Source organism: Pseudodesulfovibrio karagichevae, from assembly GCF_041414475.1.
Classification (GTDB): domain Bacteria; phylum Desulfobacterota; class Desulfovibrionia; order Desulfovibrionales; family Desulfovibrionaceae; genus Pseudodesulfovibrio; species Pseudodesulfovibrio karagichevae.
Genome location: NZ_JBGLYH010000009.1, coordinates 33,897 through 50,526, shown reverse-complemented (window position 1 = coordinate 50,526; position 16,630 = coordinate 33,897). Strand labels below are relative to the sequence as shown.

The window sequence follows — 16,630 nt, the reverse complement described above, 5'->3', positions numbered from 1 at the left end:
ACCTCTAACCCCTGAAAGGGCCGCGCAAGCGGCCCTTTCGCCTTTTCCTAACTCCCACGATTCCCGGACTGTTCCGGTCATTTCTTGTCAGAACCGCCGCGACGGCGTATATGTATGTCAAACTGGCATCCTCAACCGGCCCGGACGTGCGCACATGAACGACCTCGACAAGGACCACGCCCTCTTCAGCGACACCCTGCTCGACCTCTCCGACGACGAGCGCATCGCCCTCATCGTCGAGCGTATCGAGTCCAAGTTCCTGGACTACGACGGGTACGACTTCTCCCGGCGGCAGATCCTGGCCCTGAACATCTTCTTCGAGCTCTCCCAGGAGCTGCGCGGCCGCGAGATGTTCTACGCGGTCTGCATGGCCATCCCCCAGGCCCTGTTCGGCTTGGAGTCGATCCTGTACCTCCTGGAGGATGAGGAGACCTTCTCCCTGGCCGCCTGCTCCACGGGCCGATGCGACAAGGAATCCACCAAGCCTTGGAGCGAGGTCATGAACGACCGCCTGACCATCGACGGCGAGACCATGTACATCCCCATCCGGGGCAACCCGGACTACAACGACATGCTCTCCTTCGAGCCGCCCCACAACGTCCTGGGCAGCTTCGCCATGCGCCCGTGCTCCGGGCTGCCCGGCCATGCCCGGCTGTTCCTCGAAAAATACGTCAACCGCGTGGGCTACCAGCTCCACCACCGGATCATCCGCTCCCGAAACCGCGAGCACATCGCCTTCATCAAGTCCATGGTCCAGGACATCGGGCACAACGTCATCGTGCCCAACATGTTCTACAAGCTCTATTTCAACCGGCTCAAGCGCAAGATCGAGCAATTGCACCTGACCACCTCCTCCATCCTGGCCAAGGTCAACGTGGGCGCGACCCCGGAACTCGTCGACGAGGGCAACCGGCTGGCCGAGATCGCCGGGGGCATCGAGGCCCAGTACCAGGAAATATACTCCCACTACGAGTCCACCTCCATGTTCCTGGAGACCCTGCTCCGGCGGCGGCACTTCGAGGAGGGTCGCTACGTGCTCGAAAAGCGGGACGAGAACCTGCCCACCTCGGTGGTCGCCCCGATCATCGAGCGGTTCCGCCACAGGTTCGAGGAGAACGGCATCCAACTGATCCTGATCGGGGAATGCGCCGAAGACCAGGTCATCCGCCTGGTCCTGGACCGGGGCCTCATCTCCCAGGTCCTGGACAACCTCCTGTCCAACGCGCTGAAGTACACCGAGCCCGCGCCGGACGGCCAGGGCGGAGAGGAGAAGTGCGTGACCTACGGCTGGAAGGTCGTGGCCGACTTCTTCGGGCCGGGCAAGCCCGGCATCCGCGTGTGGGTGACCTCCTCGGGCGCCGCCCTCGACCTGAACGAGCCCATGGACGTGTTCAAGCCCGGCTTCCGCGCGGACAACGTGGCCCACAAGGCGGGCACCGGGCGCGGCCTCTACTTCGTCCGCCAGGTGGTCGAACTGCACGGCGGCAAGGTCGCCTACCAACACACCGGAGAGGGCAACGAGTTCTCCTTCGTGCTCCCCTTCGAGCAAGCGTAAAACGTCGGATTCCGATAGCGGCGCATCTGCACATTTTCCGCCGGGGCCTCTCATCCTCACGTAGACGGCTACGCTACGGTGAAAGACCCCGGCGAAAAATGCACAGCTGCACCACTCTCGAAAGCCTCCATTCGGGCTAGGGGGGGGGATTGGGCGGAGGCTAAGAGGCGAGGCGGCTCCCGGCTTGACAATCCGGCGGGTTGCCCGTTCAATCGCGGTTCGTTTTTCCTCTGACATCCGGAGCGCGCATGGATCTCGATACCTATCTGGTTTTTCTGACCGCCACCGTGGTGGTGCTGCTCATTCCCGGGCCCACCGTGATGATGGTCGTGGGCAGTTCACTGACCCAGGGACGGCGGGCCGCCGTGCCTCTGGCCCTGGGCGTGGGCCTGGGCAATGCCGTGGCCGCCACGGCTTCCCTGGCCGGGCTGGGCGTGCTCCTGGCCACCTCCGCCGAGCTGTTCACCGCTTTCAAGTGGGTCGGCGCGGCCTATCTCGTCTACCTCGGCGTCAAGGCGTGGCGGGCCGCTCCGGAGACCGGAGCCGACCCGGAAACCGCGCGCCCGGCCAGGAAAAGGACCCACCTGCTCAACGCCTGCATGGTCACGGCCACCAACCCCAAGGCCATTGTCTTCCTGTGCGCCTTCCTGCCCCAGTTCATCGCCCCGGACCGCCCCCAGCTGCCGCAACTGCTCATCCTCGAAATCACCGTCCAGGTCCTGACCATGGCGGTCGCCCTATTCTACGCCCTGCTCGCGGTCAAGGCCCGCCGCATCGTGGCCAACCCCCGCTCCATGAAGATCGTCAACCGCATCGGCGGCACCACCCTGATCGGCGCGGGGATACTGACCGCCGCGTTGAAGCGGGCTTGACAGGAGGCCCCTTCACGATGCTCCCCGCCCCGGCGGATGCAAAAAGCCCCCGGTCCACATCGGACCGGGGGCTTTCTGCGTTCATGTCACGGGGATCAGTCCGTTTCCGCCACCGGGTCCGGCGGGAGTTCGGCCGCCTTCTTGGCCAGCAGGCGGCGGTAGTAGGACAGGCACAGGCAGGTCATGGGCAGGGCGATGAGCAGGCCGAGGAAGCCGAGGAGCTTGCCCCAGACCGACAGGGACAGGAGGATGAGCCACGGGGACAACCCCAGGCTCTCGCCCTGGATTTTCGGGACCAGGACCGCGTCCTGGATGACCTGGACCACGGCCATGACCGCCACGGCCAGGCCGATGCCCACCCATACGGATTCGCCCGCCTCCAGCGAGTCGAGCCCGGCCAGGAGCAGGACCGGGATCGCCCCGGCCACGCCCAGGTAGGGGGCGATGTTCAGGACGCCGATGAGCAGCCCCAGCACCAGGCCCAGCGGCAGGCCGATGAGCACGAAGCCGATGGCCATGAGCACGCCCACGATCATGCAGACGATGATCTGACCCCGGAAATACAGTCCCATGGTCTTCTCGAACTCGCCCAGGAACCCGGTCACGCCCTCACGGTATTGGGCGGGCAGGTAATCCTGCCACCCGGCCTTGATGCGCCCGAAATCGGCCAGCAGAAAGATCACGTACAGGACGATGACGAACACCCCGAATAGCCCGGCCGCCGCGTTGATCGCGCCCACCGCCACGCCTCGGATGCCCGGGACCAGGTTGCCGAGCACGCCCTTGGCCGCGTTGAGCGCGCCCTGGGCCGTGAACAGGTCCCTGACCTCGGGCGACTGCACGGTGTCGCGCACCCACTGCCAGATGTCCGGCGGCAGATGGGCCGCGACCTTGTCCGCGAACTCGGTGTTCGTGATCAGCCGCGACAGGACCTCGCCCATGTGCGCGAACTCGCCGACCACCATGGGCACCACCAGCAGGACCGCTCCGCCCAGGGCCAGCAGCAGGAGCAACATGGTCAGCAACACGGCCACGCCGCGATTGCCCACCTTCTTCTCAACGAGACAGGTCAACGGATTGAGCAGGTAGGCCACCAGCAGGGCCGCCACGAACGGCACCAGCACGCCCGACAGATAGCCCAGCAGCCAGACCATGCCGATAAAAAAACCGGCCCCCAATACCATCCGCACCACGGAATCCAGGGTGTACGGCTTGCCGCTCTCGAACATGGCCCCTCCTGAAAAAAGATAAGAAAATGAATCTGCCCCGTTCCTTACCAGCCCGCCCCGCTTTAGACAACGCCCACTTGTGTGAAGATACCTTGCCCCCGGCATGCCTCGCCGGGCGGGCGTGAAAGGCATGCCTCCGGCGGCCAAAGAACCTTTTGGAAAAGGTTCTTTGGAATCTCCAAAACTTTTTGTCGCCGCTTCGCGGAAGGTGCGTACGCGAAGGGTCGCCCTTTTGAGCCATAAAAAAGTAACGCGCAGCCGCACGGCGCACCGCGCCCGCACTCACCGCGCAGCGGCACAAAAAGTTTAGAAAGGGAGAGGGGATGGGGGTCCGGGGGAAGGGGAGAGGGGAAACCTTTTCTCAAAGGTTTCCCCTCTCCCCTTCCCCCGGTTCTTCCTCCCGCCGCGCGCTACACCACGTCGCGGGAGCGCATGCCGAGGAGGAAGAGGATGGCGTCGAGGCCCAGCGTGGAGATGGCCTGTCGGGCGCCCTGTTTGACTTTGGGTTTGGCGTGGAAGGCGATGCCCAGGCCCGCGAGGTTGAGCATGGGCAGGTCGTTGGCCCCGTCGCCCACGGCGATGACCTGTTGCAGGGAGATGCGTTCCTGGTCGGCGATGGACTGGAGCAGTTCGGCCTTTTTCTGGGCGTCCACGATATCGCCCACGGCCTTGCCGGTGAGTTTGCCGTCCACGATTTCGAGTTCGTTGGCGTAGACGTAGTCGATGCCGTAGCGTTTGCGCAGGATATCGCCGAAGTAGGTGAAGCCGCCGGACAGGATGGCGATCTTGTAGCCCACGTTCTTGAGGTTGGAGATGAGTTTTTCCGCGCCTTCGGACATGGGCAGCTGGTCGGCGACCTTTTTGAGCACGGACTCGTCGAGGCCTTCGAGCAGGGAGAGGCGTTTGCGCAGGGACTGCTTGAAGTCGAGTTCGCCGCGCATGGCGGATTCGGTGATGGCGGCCACCTGATCGCCCACGCCCGCCTCCTTGGCCAGTTCGTCGATGACCTCGGCCTGGATCAGGGTGGAGTCCATGTCGAAGGCCACCAGGCGGCGGTTGCGCCGGAAGATGTTGTCTTCCTGGAAGCCGATGTCGACCATCATTCGGGAGGATATCTCCAGGAACTGGGCGCGCAGCTCGGCCACGTCGCGCGGGGTGCCGCGCACGGTGAACTCGACGCAGCCGCGCGAGCACTCGTAGTCGTTGCAGTCGAGCGGCACGCGGCCGGACAGCCGATAGATGGTGTCGATGTTCAGTCCGGCCTCGGACACGACCTTGGTGATGGCCGCAATCTGCGAGGAGGATACCGAGCGGGCCAGCAGGGTGATGATGTAGCGCGGCTTGTGCGCCTCGCCCACCCAGGAGTTGTATTTTTCCTCGTCCAGGGGGTGCAGGCGCATGGTCACGCCGAGTTCGTGGGCCTTGAAGAGCAGGTCCTTGAGCACGGGCTGGGAGTTGGCGGGCAGCCGGATGAGGATGCCGAGGGTCAGAAAGTTGTGGATGACCACCTGCCCGATGTCGAGCACGTCCACGTCGTAGCCTGCCAGGACGCCGGACAATTCGGCCGTCAATCCGGGTCGGTCGCCGCCGGTCACATGCACCAATATGATCTTTTCCATGGATAAAACCCCCGTGCGAACTTCGTGCGGACCATCTCATATATCCCCAGGACAGTAAACCTTGGGGGCCGCCACCTCCCATCAGAGGGGCGTCCCGCACTCAAAAACGCGCCCCGCCCCGCGAAGCGGCACAAAAAGTTTAGGAGGGAAGAGGGGATGGGGGGCCGGGGGCCCAACCAAGACCAGCCCCCGACGCTGGGCGGCGGGGGCTGGTCTTGGGGCAACCGGGGTGAGCCGGTTACTTCTTTTTCGGTTCGGGCTTGGCCTCGCGGATGTAGGCCATACCGCCGGTGAGGGAGCGAACGTGGCGCTGCAGGAGCAGTTCGGCCTCGCGCTTGTCCTCGGCGGTAAAGGCGACGTATTCCGCGCCGTTGTCTTCGATAACCACTTCAAACATCGTAAACCTCCGTTATGCCCCGCTATCGTCGGAGCCGGTCTTGGCGACCTCAAGTTCCCTGGCGACCGGCTTGATGCCGCCGCCGAAATTCGCTGACACGACCTTGGGCTTGGTCTCAATGGCCGCCCCCTTGGTCATGCGGATGGTTCCTTCGACCACGGCGCCCTTTTCCACCACAAGCACCGGCGTGTCAAGACTGCCCTTGAGCACGCTGGTCTTTTCGAACACGGCCTTTTCCTTGACCTGCACGTTGCCGAGGATTTCCCCGCAGGAGTTGAGTTGGCCCACGCGCACGGTCCCCTCGATGAAGGCCTTGCGCCCGAGAATGAGCACGCCCTCGGTGGAAATTTCCCCTTCGAAACGGCCGTCTATACGCACCGTACCGACGAAATCGAGTTTGCCCTTATATTCGGTACCGACGCCCATAAAGGCGTTCAATTCGGAATTTTCCTTGGTCTTCTTGCCGGAGAACAGGCCCATATCGTCTTCCTCGCTCGTTTCCCGGTCGGTCGAAACCGTACCGTGTTGCGGTCATTACTGCAGAGCAGGGTTCCCCTATATACCCGGCTGATGCCGAATGCCACTTTTTTTTCCACAGGGGAAAGGGGCGGTCCGGGGGTAAAAGCTATGCCGTCGGGGCTCCCGGGCTATACAAATTGCCCGGCGCGGTGATAACGAATGGGGAAAAGGCGTCCGTTTTCGGGATAACTTCCCAAAACCCCGGACAACAAGGGACAGAAAATGGGCTGGACAGCTTTTGCCGTGCTCCTGATCGTTGTGTTATTTTTTTACGGGAAGAAAAAGGAAAACCCGCCTGCCGGGGTTTCGACGGGGCGGCCCGAAGCCGTTTCAGAGGATGAGTACGACCCGTTCGACGGCTGGCGGCGTTCGCTCACGACACTCTGGAAGGGGAGCACAGCCATTGAATTCTCCTACGATTCCAGCTCATCCGGCTGGTCGCACAGAAAGGTCGAGCTCAATGAAATAGCGGAGAGTCCCGGTGGACAGATATATCTTCGCGGCTTCTGCTCGTTGCGCAACGAAGAGCGGTTCTTCAGGATAGCCCGAATCGTGGGGCCCATAGACTGCGAAGGCGCCGAACTCTCCGGAGAGGAACTGTTCCAGGCCCTGACGGAAAAGGAGCTGTAGCTACTTCAGGACCTTGCCCATGCTCAGGCGCGGTTCGACGGTGAAGCCGTTGGCCTCGTAGAAGCGGCGCACGGCCTCGTTGGATTCCAGGATCTGGAGGTTGACCTTGACGCAGCCGCGCCCCTTGAGGGCGGCCAGCGCGTGGTCCAGGAGGCGGGAGCCCAGGCCGCGCCCGCGCCGGTCCGGGGGCACGGCCAGGGAGTATATCCAACCCCGGTGGCCGTCGTATCCGGCCATGATGGTCCCGATGATCTCCCCGCCGTCTTCGGCCACCCAGAAGAGATCGTCCACCGCGATCTTGCGGTCGATGGCGAAGGCGGGATCGTTGTAGGCGGCCGGGTAGCCGAATATCTCGCGCCACAGGGCCATGACCCGCTCGCGGTGACGGGCGTCGTCATAGGTGATGATGGTGTCCGGCATGCGGATGATGTAGCCCGCGCCGGGGCGGGAAGTCCAGCACCCTTAGGCTCCCCCTTGACGCCGATACCCGGCTCACCTAGATAGATTGCATGAAACGCAGCGAAATCAACGCCCTCATCCGCGATGCCAAGGAATTCTTCGCCTCCTTCAAGTTCGCCCTGCCGCCGTGGGCCTTCTGGGCTCCGGAACAGTGGAAGGGCAAGGATGACTCCGAGGTGGTCCGCAACCAGCTCGGCTGGGACCTGACCGACTACGGGGCCGGGGATTTCGAGAAGCGCGGGCTGATCCTGTTCACCATCCGCAACGGCAATCTGGCCACCCTTCATCCCAAGAAGTATGCGGAAAAGATCATGATCGTCCGCGAGAACCAGGTCTGCCCCATGCATTTTCACTGGTCCAAGACCGAGGACATCATCAACCGGGGCGGCGGCAACCTGGTCATCGAGCTGTACGGGTCCACGCCCGGCGAGGAGCTGGCCAAAGAGCCCCTGGCCGTGTCCGTGGACGGGTTCACGCGTATCGTCCAGCCCGGCGGTACGGTGGTGCTCACGCCCGGCGAATCCATCTTCCTCGAACAGGGCATGTACCACCGGTTTTACGGCGAGCCCGGCAAGGGCAAGGTCCTGGTGGGCGAGGTCTCGTCCGTGAACGACGACAACACCGACAACCGGTTCCACGAGCCCCAGGCCCGGTTCCCGGAAATCGACGAGGACGAAGCGCCGCTGCACCTGCTGTGCACGGACTATCCCGACTACGTGTAGATTCCCTCTCTTGAAGACAGGAAAGGCCGTCCGCCCGGACGGCCTTTTTTTTTGCCGCCGTCCCGCGAAGGCGCGTTCCGCGCGCCGCCGGAAGACTGTCACGCGACCGACCCCATTGCGTGACTGTTCCGTTTTTTATTTGCGAAAAGAATGCAGACGGCTATAGTCCGTTTTCTAAACATTGACGGCCGAGCCCAGGCGTTTCGGCACCGCATGCGCGAGGCCATCCGGACAACATCCAGCCCGAGAGAGGTACCCCTTGATGAGAAAGTTCCTGCAATTGCCGCTGTTCGTCGGCCTGCTCCTGTTGTTGCTGTGCTCCTCCGCCCTGGCCCAGCGCACCGTCACCGACCAGCTGGGCCGGACCGTGACTATTCCGGATACGGTCAAGCGGGTGGTGGTCCTCCAGCACCAGACCCTGGACATCATGATCCAGCTCGGAGCCCAGGACAAGGTCGTGGGCCTGATGGACAAATGGGAAAAATATCTGCCCGGCGCGGCCAAGACCATGGCCGACATCCGCTCCCTGCCCACCCCCGGCGGGCTCGACACCGTGAACATGGAGGCCCTGCTGGCCTTGAACCCGGACCTGGTCATCGTCACCCACTACGCGCCCAAGGAGATGATCCAGCAGATCACCGACGCCAAGATCCCGGTGGTGGCCGTGTCCCTGTTCGACGCGGCCAGCGACGAGGCGGCCAAGCTCAACCCCGAGCTGGCGGACGCCCAGGCGGCCTACAACAAGGGGCTCAAGGACGCCGTGCTGCTCATCGGCGAGATCTGCAACAAGCAGGCGCGCGCCGAGCGGCTCATGCAGGTGGTCGAGGCCAACCAGAAGGTGCTCAAGTCGCACCTGGGAACCATCCCCGAGGCCCAGCGGGTCACGTGCTACATGGCCCGCAACAACCTGCACACCTACGGCGCGGGCAAGTATACCAGCGTGATCATGGAGCGCGCGGGCGGCGTCAACGTGGTCGCCAAGGAAGTGACCGGCTTCAAGGAAGTGACCATGGAGGACGTCCTGCGCTGGAACCCGGAGGTCGTCTTCATCCAGTGGCGGCACCGCTCCGCCGCCGACGAGCTGCGCAACGACCCGGCCTGGCAGCAGGTCTCGGCCATCAAGAACGGGCGGCTGTACATCTGCCCCGAATACGTCAAGCCGTGGGGGCACGCCCTGCCCGAGTCCATGGCCTTGGGCGAGCTGTGGATGGCCAAGACCCTCTACCCCGACAAGTTCAAGGACGTCGACCTGGATGCCATGGTCCAGTCCTATTACAAGGAATTCTATGGCATTTCCTTTGAATAAACCGGCTCTCTCGCGGCCGCGCCCGACCCTCGGCAGTCTTGCTCCGTGGGCGGGCGTGGCCGCCGTTTTCTGCATCGGGCTCGCCTGGGGCCGCTACCCCGTGGGGTTGGGCGAGGTCCTGCGCATCCTGGGCCATGCGGCCGGGCTGCCGATCCACCCTGACTGGCCGGGCGTGCTGGACACCGTGATCATGCAGGTACGCCTGCCCCGCGTGCTGGCGGCCATGCTCATCGGCGGCGGGCTGTCCGTGGCTGGCGCGGCCTTCCAGGGGCTGTTCCGCAACCCGCTGGTCTCGCCCTATATCCTGGGCGTGGCCTCGGGCGCGGGTTTCGGCGCGGCGCTCGGCATCCTGCTGTGGAACTCGCCCTGGCTCATCCAGGGCTCGGCCTTTTTCTTCGGCATGCTCGCCGTGACCGCGGCCTGGGGCATGAGCCGCCTGTACCGCTCGTCCGGGCCCATGATCATCATCCTGGCCGGAGTGGTGGTCGGCGCGTTCTTCCAGTCCCTGCTCTCCCTGGTCAAATACGTGGCCGACCCGGACGACAAGCTGCCGGTCATCGTCTACTGGCTGATGGGCTCCCTGTCCTCCATGACCATGGACCGGCTGCTGTCCGTACTGCTGCCCATGGGCGTGTGCGTGCTCGGCCTGCTCCTGGTCCGCTGGCAGCTCAACGTCCTGGCCATGGGCGATGAGGAGGCCCGGACCCTGGGCGTGGAGGCGGGCCGCCTGCGGCTGGGCGTGATCGTGGCCGTGACCGTGGTCACGGCCAGCGCGGTCTCGGTCAGCGGCATCATCGGCTGGGTCGGGCTGGTGGTTCCGCACCTGGCGCGCATGCTGGTGGGGCCGGATTACCGCAGGCTCATCCCGGCCAGCCTGGCCCTCGGGGCCTGCTACCTGGTGCTCATCGACGGGCTGGCCCGCAACCTGACGGCCACGGAGATTCCGCTGGGCATCCTGACCGCGTCCGTGGGCGCGCCGTTTTTCGCCGTGCTGCTCGGCAGGGGGAGAACGGGATGGGCATGACCCTGCGCGCCAAGGGGCTGAGTTTCGCCTACGCGGGCCGCGACACGGTCTGGGCGGACGTCAGCCTGACCGCCCGCCCCGGCCGGGTGCTGTCCATCCTCGGGCCCAACGGTACGGGCAAGTCCACCCTGCTGCGCTGCCTGGCCGGGCTGGTCGCCCCCCGGACCGGACAGGTCTTCGCGGGCGACCGCGACCTGGCCTCCCTGGGCCGGCGCAGGACCGCCCGCGCCATCGCCATGGTCCCGCAGACCCACTCCCCGGTCTTCGCCTACCGCGCCCTGGACGTGGTGGTCATGGGCCGGACCCCGCACCTGGGGGCCTTCGCTTCGCCGTCCGGGGCGGACTACCGCGCGGCCCGCGCCGCTCTGGAGACCATGGGCATCGGCCACCTGGAGGACGTGGCCTACAGCGAGACCAGCGGCGGCGAGCGGCAGCTCATCCTCTTTGCCCGGTCCCTGGCCCAGGGCGCGGACATCCTGCTCCTGGACGAGCCCACCTCGCACCTGGACTTCGGCAACCAGGCCCGGACCCTGTCGCTGATCCGCTCCCTGGCCGACCGGGGGCTGACCGTGATCATGACCACCCATTTTCCAGACCACGCCTTCGAGATCTCGGACCAGACCGCCCTGCTCGCCAGGGGGCGGCTCCAGGCCGTGGGGACCACCGAGGAGGTCCTGTCCCCCGAGGCCCTGTTCGAGCTCTACGGCCTGGGCGTAGACATCCACAGACTGACCAACGGCAAGACCGTGTGCACGGTCCGCCGGGAGGAATCATGACCCTGTCCGTACTTGCGGCCGGAAGCCTGCGCAAGGCCCTGCCCGCCATGGCCGAGGCCGGCGGCCTGCGCCTGGACGTGCGCTTCGGCCCGGCCGGACTGCTGCGCGGACGCATCGAGGACGGCCTGCGACCCGAGCTGTTCCTGTCCGCGAGCATGGCCCACGTCCGGGCCGTGGCCCGGCTCGCCGACTACGGCGAGGCCGTGCCCCTGCTCGAAAACCGCCTCTGCCTGTTCGGACGCGAGGAGATCCTGGCCGACGGCGACGCCCTGCGGGCCATGCTCGACCCGGACAGCCGCCTGGGCACCTCCACCCCCGGCGCGGACCCCGGCGGCGACTACGCGCTTGCGGTCTTCGACCGGGCCGAGGCCATCCGCCCCGGCAGCCGGGCAATGCTCCGCGACCGCGCCCGCGCCCTGGTAGGCGGCGACCTGCCGGGCAAGGCGCACGCAGGCTCGCCCGTGGTCGATCTCTTCCGGGCGGGCAAGGTGGATCTCTTCCTCGGCTACCGGACCACGGCCCTGGACGTGACCGCCAAATGCCCCGGCCTGGCCCTGCTCGACCTGCCCCCGGAACTGGCCGTGCGGCCGCTCTACGGCGCGGTTGCCCGCAACACCGACGAGGCCCGCGCCGCCCTGGACGGACTGCGCTCGGCCGAGGCCATGGAGGCCGCCACAAGCTGCGGATTCCATCCGCCGCGCAAGTCGACCCGATAACACAAGGACCGGGTAAACTGCCCGGCCCGCTTCCACGATTTACAACAAGAAAAGGCCGCCCCGAGGGACGGCCTTGCCTTTCGCGCCGTAACGGCGAATTACTGTTTCAGGACCACGCCGTCGGCCATGCGCACGGCGCGGTCCGCCCGCGCGGCGTATTCCTCGTCATGGGTGACCATGACGATGGCCAGTCCTTCGTGCTTCAGTTCCCCGAGCAGCCCCATGATGGCGTCGCCGGTCTCCTTGTCCAGGTTGCCGGTGGGCTCGTCCGCGAACAGGATGGCGGACTCCTTGACCAGGGCGCGGGCGATGGCCACGCGCTGCTGCTCGCCGCCGGACAGGTGGCCGGGCAGCTTGCCGCCCTTGCCGGACAGCCCCACCCGGTCCAGGCAGGCGTCGGCGCGCCTGCGCACCTCGGCGGTCACCGGGCCCAGGCCCTGCATGTAGGGCAGCAGGACGTTCTCGCGGGCCGTGAGGTACGGGAGCAGGTGGTGGAACTGGAAGATGACCGCGAAGTCCCTGCGCCGCAGCTCGTTGAGGCGCGCGCGGGAGGCGTGGGTGATGTCCTCGCCCCGGTAGAGCAGTTGCCCGGAGTCCGGGGCCAGCAGGGTGGACAGGATGTTCAGGAAGGTGGTCTTGCCCGATCCGGAGCGGCCCACGATGGACACGAACCGGCCGGGTTCGACCAGGAGGTCCGCGCCGTTGAGCACACTGGTCTCGCCGCCCTCGCCGCTGAAGGTCTTGGTGATGTTTTTCGCTTCGAACATGGGCGCTCCTAGAGTGCGATGAGGGCTTCGGACGGTTCCACGGAGGCCGCCTTCCAGGCCGGGATGAACGCGGACAGGACCGACACGGCGACGATGAACAGGCCGGTCAGGGCCATGTGCGCGGGGTTGAAGGACAGGGTGGCGTCCTTGGCCATGTCGAGCAGGGCCAGGACCTTGAGGCTCAGGGCGTAGCCGCCTGCGTAGCCCGCCGCGCCCGCCACCAGGCCGATGAGCACGGCCTCGAAGCAGAAGATGGCGAAGACCCCGCCCCGGCTGAAGCCGAGCGAGCGCATCAGCCCGATCTCCTTGATCCGCTCGTTGACCGAGGCGAGCATGGTCACGCCGACCATGCAGCAGGCGATGAACAGGATGACCAAGGACACGGTCAGGATGAGCCGCTTGACGAAATCCACCGAGTACATGCGCTGCTTGACGATGGACTGGAGGGCCTGGATGTCCGTGCCCGGAAGGGCGGTGCGCAGCTCGCCCACGATCTCCTCGATGGGGCAACCCGCACACAGGGCGGCCACCTCCACGAAGCTGACGTGCCCCGGCTGGCCGAAGTGCGCCTGGGCGAAGTCCATGCCCGCGAACAGGACCGAGTCGTCGTCCGAGCCCGTGGGCTTGAGCACCCCGGCCACGCGCACGGGCGTGCCGTTCAGGATCAGTTCGGAGCCGGGCGCGAGCCCGAGGGACGCCGCCGCCTTGGACCCGGCGAGCACGCCGTCGTCCGTGGTCGGGTAGGCCCCGTCCACGGCCCAGTAGCCCTTGAGGATCTTCTCGCGGTCAAAGCGCACGCCGACCACGCCCACGGCGGTGTCCCCGGCCTTGGCCATGGCCACCAGCTTGGGCGCGACCACGGAGATGCGCTCCCTGAGCCCGATGTGGGCGACCTTGTCGGCCACATCGGCCTCGTTCAGGTCGTGCACGCCGAGCGCCATGTCGCCCAGGGCGAAGCCGCCGTAGCTGACGGTCAGTTTCTCGCTCTTGGGCATGATCAGAATGTTGGCGCCATATGCGGAGAGCTTCTTTTCCAGGGAGCCGCCGACCACGCTGGACACGTAGTTGAGCGAGACTATGGAGGTCACCCCGAGGGTGAAGACCACCAGCAGGAGCAGGGTCTTGACCCATTTCCTGCGGGTGTTCCGCAGGGGAATGGTCAGGATGTTCATGCTAGAAGTACCCCGCACCGGCGGCCAGGTCGCCAGCCTTGATGGTCACATTGCGCGCGTCGTATTCCCGGGCCAGGGGCGAGGGGTTGCAGCCGCCCTTGACCTCGTTGATGCGCGAGGAGTGGAAGCGCTGGCCGCAGTTGTTGCAGACCAGGAAGTCGCCGTCCTGGGTGTAGCCCTTCTTCTCCCCGTAGCAGACGTCGCAGGCGTCGAAGGCCGCCCGGATGATCCCGTCCCTGCTCTTCATGACAAAGAACTTCACGTCCTTGCCGCCCGCGTCGTAGCGGTAGAAATGCGCGTCGCCGTCGGACACCTCGCTCACCGGGATGGAGACCACCCCGTTCTCGGCCGTAACCGAATCGCTCCCCCCGAACCCCCAAAAGGCATGGGCCGATCCCGCCAGGACCAGCACAAACACCGCTGCGACAACCGTGGATTGAATCCCTTTCATGTTTTCCTCCCGAAAATAATTCCAGACTTCTGTGGTATGAAAATACTGCGGGCCTCTCCCGCACACAACGGACAAAGCCCGTTTACATGCAATCCGCGCACCACCCACGAACGCGAATCTTCCCCGCCGGTTACCGATTAATCCCCGGCGAAACACGGTGCACGGCTCTGCGCAATTGCACAACATATGTGCAACATTCCGCACACACCAACCAAAAACACCCGCGCCAGCGGGTGTCCCAACATTCTCAACACCACTCCCCCTGGAGCGATTCGGGTGGCCCCGCCACCCGACAGCGGCTCTCCCGCACATCAACTGTGCAAGCGCCCTCTTCTCAAACCGCCCTTCCGCGCTCGCACACGGTCAGGCTTTCGAGAGTGGGTCAGCTGTGCATTTTTAAGTGAATTGTAGGCGAGTCTTCGAGCCGTACAAGATCTTATGCCTCAGGTACAGACCCGGTGGGCTTTCACCGCAGTGTAGCCTTCTACATGAGGATGAAAGCCCACCGGAAAAAATGTGCAGATGGCCCGCTATCGCAAGCCGCCTCCCGCGTCCCCTACTTTCCGAACGGACATTTGGGGAAGGAGCAGGTCTTGCAATTCATGCAGAACCCGCCCTCGCCCAGACGGGCCAGGTCCTTGCGGCGCAGCTCCTGCCCGGCGAGGATGCGGGGCAGGACCACGTCGAAGGCCGTGGTCTTGTAGAACAGGGCGCAGGCCGGGACGCCGATGATGGCGGCGTTGCCGAGCTTGCCGACCAGGGTCATGGTGCCGGGGAGCATGGGCACGCCGTAGAGGTCGCCGTGCAGCCCGGCGTCCACCAGGCCCGCGCGGGTGACGTCGTCCGGGTCCACGGACATGCCCGCCGTGGTGATGACCACCTCGCAGCCGCCGTCGAGCATGGCCTTGGCCGCCCTGGTGATGGCCTCGCGCTCGTCGGGCACGATGTCGGTCATGTGCACGGTGCAGCCGAGATTGATGACCTTGGACGAGATGATCGGGATGAACTTGTCCTCGATGATCCCCTGGAAGACCTCGGTGCCGGTGACCAGGATGCCCACCTTGGCGGGCTTGAGCGGCAGCACGGACAGGACCGGGCCTTCGCCCAGGGCGGTCAGCGCGCGGCTGAAGCGGTCGCGGGAGATGTACAGGGGGATGGCCCGGGCTCCGGCCACGCCCTTGCCCTCGGGCATGAGCGAGCCGTCGTGGCGGGTGGCCAGCATGACGTCCGGGGAGAGGTTGAACCGGGAGAGCGCGTCCAGGTCGATGGACAGCATGCCCGGGTACTCGGCGAAGAAGTTGATCTTGCCCTCTTCCGGGTTGGGATCGTAGGTGATGCCGGGTCCGGCCATCCGCTTGGCGAACGCCTTGACCGCCGCATTTTCGTGCACCCACTCGTCTCCGGGCACGGCCTCGCCGTCGTAGACGTTGAACTTGCCGATGCGCTGCAGGCGGCAGACGTCGCCGATGTCGAAGACGTCGCCCGCCTTGGTAATGGGGCCCTTGGACTCGCCCGGCTCGATGCCGGTCATGTCGTGGACCGCCTGTTTGCCCACGGCCTGTTCCACGGGCACGACCTTGAGGTCCGGAGCGTCGTCGGCGCACAGCACGCCTTCCATGGACACGTACGGGTCCTCGCCCTGGCAGCCGCGGCAGATGGAGCCGTCCGAGCCGGGGTATGCCTCGCCGCAAACCGGGCAGACGTCGATGGAGGTCATGTGGCCGTGGCCGAGGTACTTCTTGGACACGGTCACGGGCCGGATGGAACAGATGGTGTCCCCGGCCTCCTCGATCTCCCGGAAGAGCTGGTCCGTGTCCTGCTCGGACTTGGGCTTTTCCTTCATGAACCAGGCGCGGATCTCGGGCCACTGGGCCAGCTTCTTCTGGTCGACGGCCACGCGGACCCCTTCGCCGGTGAACTTGTCGTACAGGGACACGGCGTAGCGGCCGAGCAGCTTGACCTTCATCCAGTTGTTGCCCGTGGAGCACAGGGTCAGGAGCTGGACCGCGTCGGGCAGGCATTTGCCGGACTCGACCATGGCCTCGAACAGGGTGCCCTCGGGCAACCGCGCCTTCGCCGCCTCCACCATATACCCGCCTATGAGCAGGCCCGGCGCGGGATAGCCGTGAAATTCCTTGGCCTTTTGTTTGAATTCCTCAAAGGTGTACTGTCCGATGTTCATGAGTGCCTCGCAGTTCGATAGAATACCCGGCGTTGCCGCCGCCGTGTTTTCCCCACATTGCCGCTGAAAAAGGGAAACGCACTATGCCATGCGGGTGACATTGGCGCAACAGGGGCCCACCTTGCACGTTTCCGCACAACATCTGAGCGGACATGGCGGATGTCGGCGCGCCTGGAGTATGGCCCGAGCCCCCCTCGCGAGGCGGGTCCGGAGCGAAAAAAAGGGGCCGCCCCG

At 65.4% G+C, this 16,630-nt stretch carries 17 protein-coding genes; 8 read left to right on the top strand and 9 right to left on the bottom strand.

The window, feature by feature from the left end:
• The first annotated feature begins 154 nt into the window (after positions 1-154).
• Both AB6M95_RS05150 and AB6M95_RS05145 read left to right on the top strand, forming a co-directional pair.
• Positions 155-1,555, top strand: a complete 1,401-nt coding sequence (locus tag AB6M95_RS05150) for a sensor histidine kinase (protein WP_371385669.1) — start codon at positions 155-157, stop codon at positions 1,553-1,555.
• A gap of 248 nt (positions 1,556-1,803) precedes the next feature.
• Positions 1,804-2,427: a LysE family translocator gene (locus AB6M95_RS05145; protein WP_371385668.1), complete on the top strand. Its 624-nt coding sequence runs from the start codon at positions 1,804-1,806 to the stop codon at positions 2,425-2,427.
• A gap of 95 nt (positions 2,428-2,522) precedes the next feature.
• Here the strand turns inward: AB6M95_RS05145 and AB6M95_RS05140 are convergent, their stop codons facing one another.
• From AB6M95_RS05140 to AB6M95_RS05125, 4 genes are all read right to left on the bottom strand, one after another.
• Positions 2,523-3,656 (bottom strand): AI-2E family transporter, encoded by a 1,134-nt coding sequence (locus AB6M95_RS05140; RefSeq protein WP_371385667.1) that lies wholly within the window; start codon positions 3,654-3,656, stop codon positions 2,523-2,525.
• Positions 3,657-4,066: 410 nt separating this feature from the next.
• Positions 4,067-5,275: a phosphoserine phosphatase SerB gene (gene serB / locus AB6M95_RS05135; protein ID WP_371385666.1), complete on the bottom strand. Its 1,209-nt coding sequence runs from the start codon at positions 5,273-5,275 to the stop codon at positions 4,067-4,069.
• A gap of 238 nt (positions 5,276-5,513) precedes the next feature.
• Entirely contained in the window at positions 5,514-5,672 is a 159-nt protein-coding gene (locus AB6M95_RS05130) for a hypothetical protein (protein WP_371385665.1), read from the bottom strand.
• A 12-nt stretch (positions 5,673-5,684) separates the two neighbouring features.
• Complete coding sequence (locus AB6M95_RS05125) at positions 5,685-6,152, bottom strand: bactofilin family protein (RefSeq protein ID WP_371385664.1); 468 nt, start codon at positions 6,150-6,152, stop codon at positions 5,685-5,687.
• Between the two features lie 261 nt (positions 6,153-6,413).
• Between AB6M95_RS05125 and AB6M95_RS05120 the strand changes: the two genes are divergently transcribed.
• Complete coding sequence (locus tag AB6M95_RS05120; protein WP_371385663.1) at positions 6,414-6,821, top strand: WYL domain-containing protein; 408 nt, start codon at positions 6,414-6,416, stop codon at positions 6,819-6,821.
• Here AB6M95_RS05120 and AB6M95_RS05115 read toward each other — a convergent pair whose 3' ends face one another.
• A complete protein-coding gene (locus tag AB6M95_RS05115) occupies positions 6,822-7,241 on the bottom strand; it encodes a GNAT family acetyltransferase (RefSeq protein ID WP_371385662.1) in 420 nt (139 codons plus the stop codon).
• An 89-nt stretch (positions 7,242-7,330) separates the two neighbouring features.
• Between AB6M95_RS05115 and AB6M95_RS05110 the strand changes: the two genes are divergently transcribed.
• The 5 genes from AB6M95_RS05110 (at position 7,331) to AB6M95_RS05090 (ending at position 11,824) form a co-directional block, all read left to right on the top strand.
• Positions 7,331-8,002 (top strand): D-lyxose/D-mannose family sugar isomerase, encoded by a 672-nt coding sequence (locus tag AB6M95_RS05110; RefSeq protein WP_371385661.1) that lies wholly within the window; start codon positions 7,331-7,333, stop codon positions 8,000-8,002.
• A gap of 262 nt (positions 8,003-8,264) precedes the next feature.
• Positions 8,265-9,308: an ABC transporter substrate-binding protein gene (locus tag AB6M95_RS05105; protein ID WP_371385660.1), complete on the top strand. Its 1,044-nt coding sequence runs from the start codon at positions 8,265-8,267 to the stop codon at positions 9,306-9,308.
• Positions 9,309-9,363: 55 nt separating this feature from the next.
• Entirely contained in the window at positions 9,364-10,332 is a 969-nt protein-coding gene (locus AB6M95_RS05100; RefSeq protein ID WP_371385659.1) for a FecCD family ABC transporter permease, read from the top strand.
• A complete protein-coding gene (locus AB6M95_RS05095; RefSeq protein ID WP_371385658.1) occupies positions 10,323-11,108 on the top strand; it encodes an ABC transporter ATP-binding protein in 786 nt (261 codons plus the stop codon). Before AB6M95_RS05100 ends, AB6M95_RS05095 begins: the two co-directional genes overlap by 10 nt.
• Entirely contained in the window at positions 11,105-11,824 is a 720-nt protein-coding gene (locus AB6M95_RS05090) for a substrate-binding domain-containing protein (protein WP_371385657.1), read from the top strand. Before AB6M95_RS05095 ends, AB6M95_RS05090 begins: the two co-directional genes overlap by 4 nt.
• A gap of 98 nt (positions 11,825-11,922) precedes the next feature.
• Here AB6M95_RS05090 and AB6M95_RS05085 read toward each other — a convergent pair whose 3' ends face one another.
• The 4 genes from AB6M95_RS05085 to AB6M95_RS05070 all read right to left on the bottom strand — a co-directional run bounded on the left by AB6M95_RS05085 (position 11,923) and on the right by AB6M95_RS05070 (position 16,396).
• Positions 11,923-12,591, bottom strand: a complete 669-nt coding sequence (locus AB6M95_RS05085) for an ABC transporter ATP-binding protein (protein WP_371385656.1) — start codon at positions 12,589-12,591, stop codon at positions 11,923-11,925.
• Between the two features lie 8 nt (positions 12,592-12,599).
• Positions 12,600-13,763 carry an ABC transporter permease gene (locus tag AB6M95_RS05080; protein ID WP_371385655.1) on the bottom strand — a complete coding sequence of 388 codons (1,164 nt, stop codon included), beginning with the start codon at positions 13,761-13,763 and terminating at the stop codon, positions 12,600-12,602.
• 1 nt (position 13,764) lies between these two features.
• A complete protein-coding gene (locus AB6M95_RS05075; protein ID WP_371385654.1) occupies positions 13,765-14,214 on the bottom strand; it encodes a Fe-S-containing protein in 450 nt (149 codons plus the stop codon).
• Positions 14,215-14,770: 556 nt separating this feature from the next.
• Complete coding sequence (locus AB6M95_RS05070; protein ID WP_371385653.1) at positions 14,771-16,396, bottom strand: FmdE family protein; 1,626 nt, start codon at positions 16,394-16,396, stop codon at positions 14,771-14,773.
• Positions 16,397-16,630 lie beyond the last annotated feature (234 nt).

Bases quoted from the DNA above. Each gene is read 5' to 3' on its own strand.
- AB6M95_RS05105 (WP_371385660.1), top strand. From the start codon at position 8,265: ATGAGAAAGTTCCTGCAATTGCCGCTGTTCGTCGGCCTGCTCCTGTTG.
- AB6M95_RS05085 (WP_371385656.1), bottom strand. From the start codon at position 12,591: ATGTTCGAAGCGAAAAACATCACCAAGACCTTCAGCGGCGAGGGCGGC.
- AB6M95_RS05150 (WP_371385669.1), top strand. From the start codon at position 155: ATGAACGACCTCGACAAGGACCACGCCCTCTTCAGCGACACCCTGCTC.
- AB6M95_RS05125 (WP_371385664.1), bottom strand. From the start codon at position 6,152: ATGGGCCTGTTCTCCGGCAAGAAGACCAAGGAAAATTCCGAATTGAAC.
- AB6M95_RS05120 (WP_371385663.1), top strand. From the start codon at position 6,414: ATGGGCTGGACAGCTTTTGCCGTGCTCCTGATCGTTGTGTTATTTTTT.
- AB6M95_RS05115 (WP_371385662.1), bottom strand. From the start codon at position 7,241: ATGCCGGACACCATCATCACCTATGACGACGCCCGTCACCGCGAGCGG.
- AB6M95_RS05090 (WP_371385657.1), top strand. From the start codon at position 11,105: ATGACCCTGTCCGTACTTGCGGCCGGAAGCCTGCGCAAGGCCCTGCCC.
- AB6M95_RS05095 (WP_371385658.1), top strand. From the start codon at position 10,323: ATGGGCATGACCCTGCGCGCCAAGGGGCTGAGTTTCGCCTACGCGGGC.
- AB6M95_RS05145 (WP_371385668.1), top strand. From the start codon at position 1,804: ATGGATCTCGATACCTATCTGGTTTTTCTGACCGCCACCGTGGTGGTG.
- AB6M95_RS05140 (WP_371385667.1), bottom strand. From the start codon at position 3,656: ATGTTCGAGAGCGGCAAGCCGTACACCCTGGATTCCGTGGTGCGGATG.
- AB6M95_RS05130 (WP_371385665.1), bottom strand. From the start codon at position 5,672: ATGTTTGAAGTGGTTATCGAAGACAACGGCGCGGAATACGTCGCCTTT.
- AB6M95_RS05070 (WP_371385653.1), bottom strand. From the start codon at position 16,396: ATGAACATCGGACAGTACACCTTTGAGGAATTCAAACAAAAGGCCAAG.
- serB (WP_371385666.1), bottom strand. From the start codon at position 5,275: ATGGAAAAGATCATATTGGTGCATGTGACCGGCGGCGACCGACCCGGA.
- AB6M95_RS05075 (WP_371385654.1), bottom strand. From the start codon at position 14,214: ATGAAAGGGATTCAATCCACGGTTGTCGCAGCGGTGTTTGTGCTGGTC.
- AB6M95_RS05080 (WP_371385655.1), bottom strand. From the start codon at position 13,763: ATGAACATCCTGACCATTCCCCTGCGGAACACCCGCAGGAAATGGGTC.
- AB6M95_RS05110 (WP_371385661.1), top strand. From the start codon at position 7,331: ATGAAACGCAGCGAAATCAACGCCCTCATCCGCGATGCCAAGGAATTC.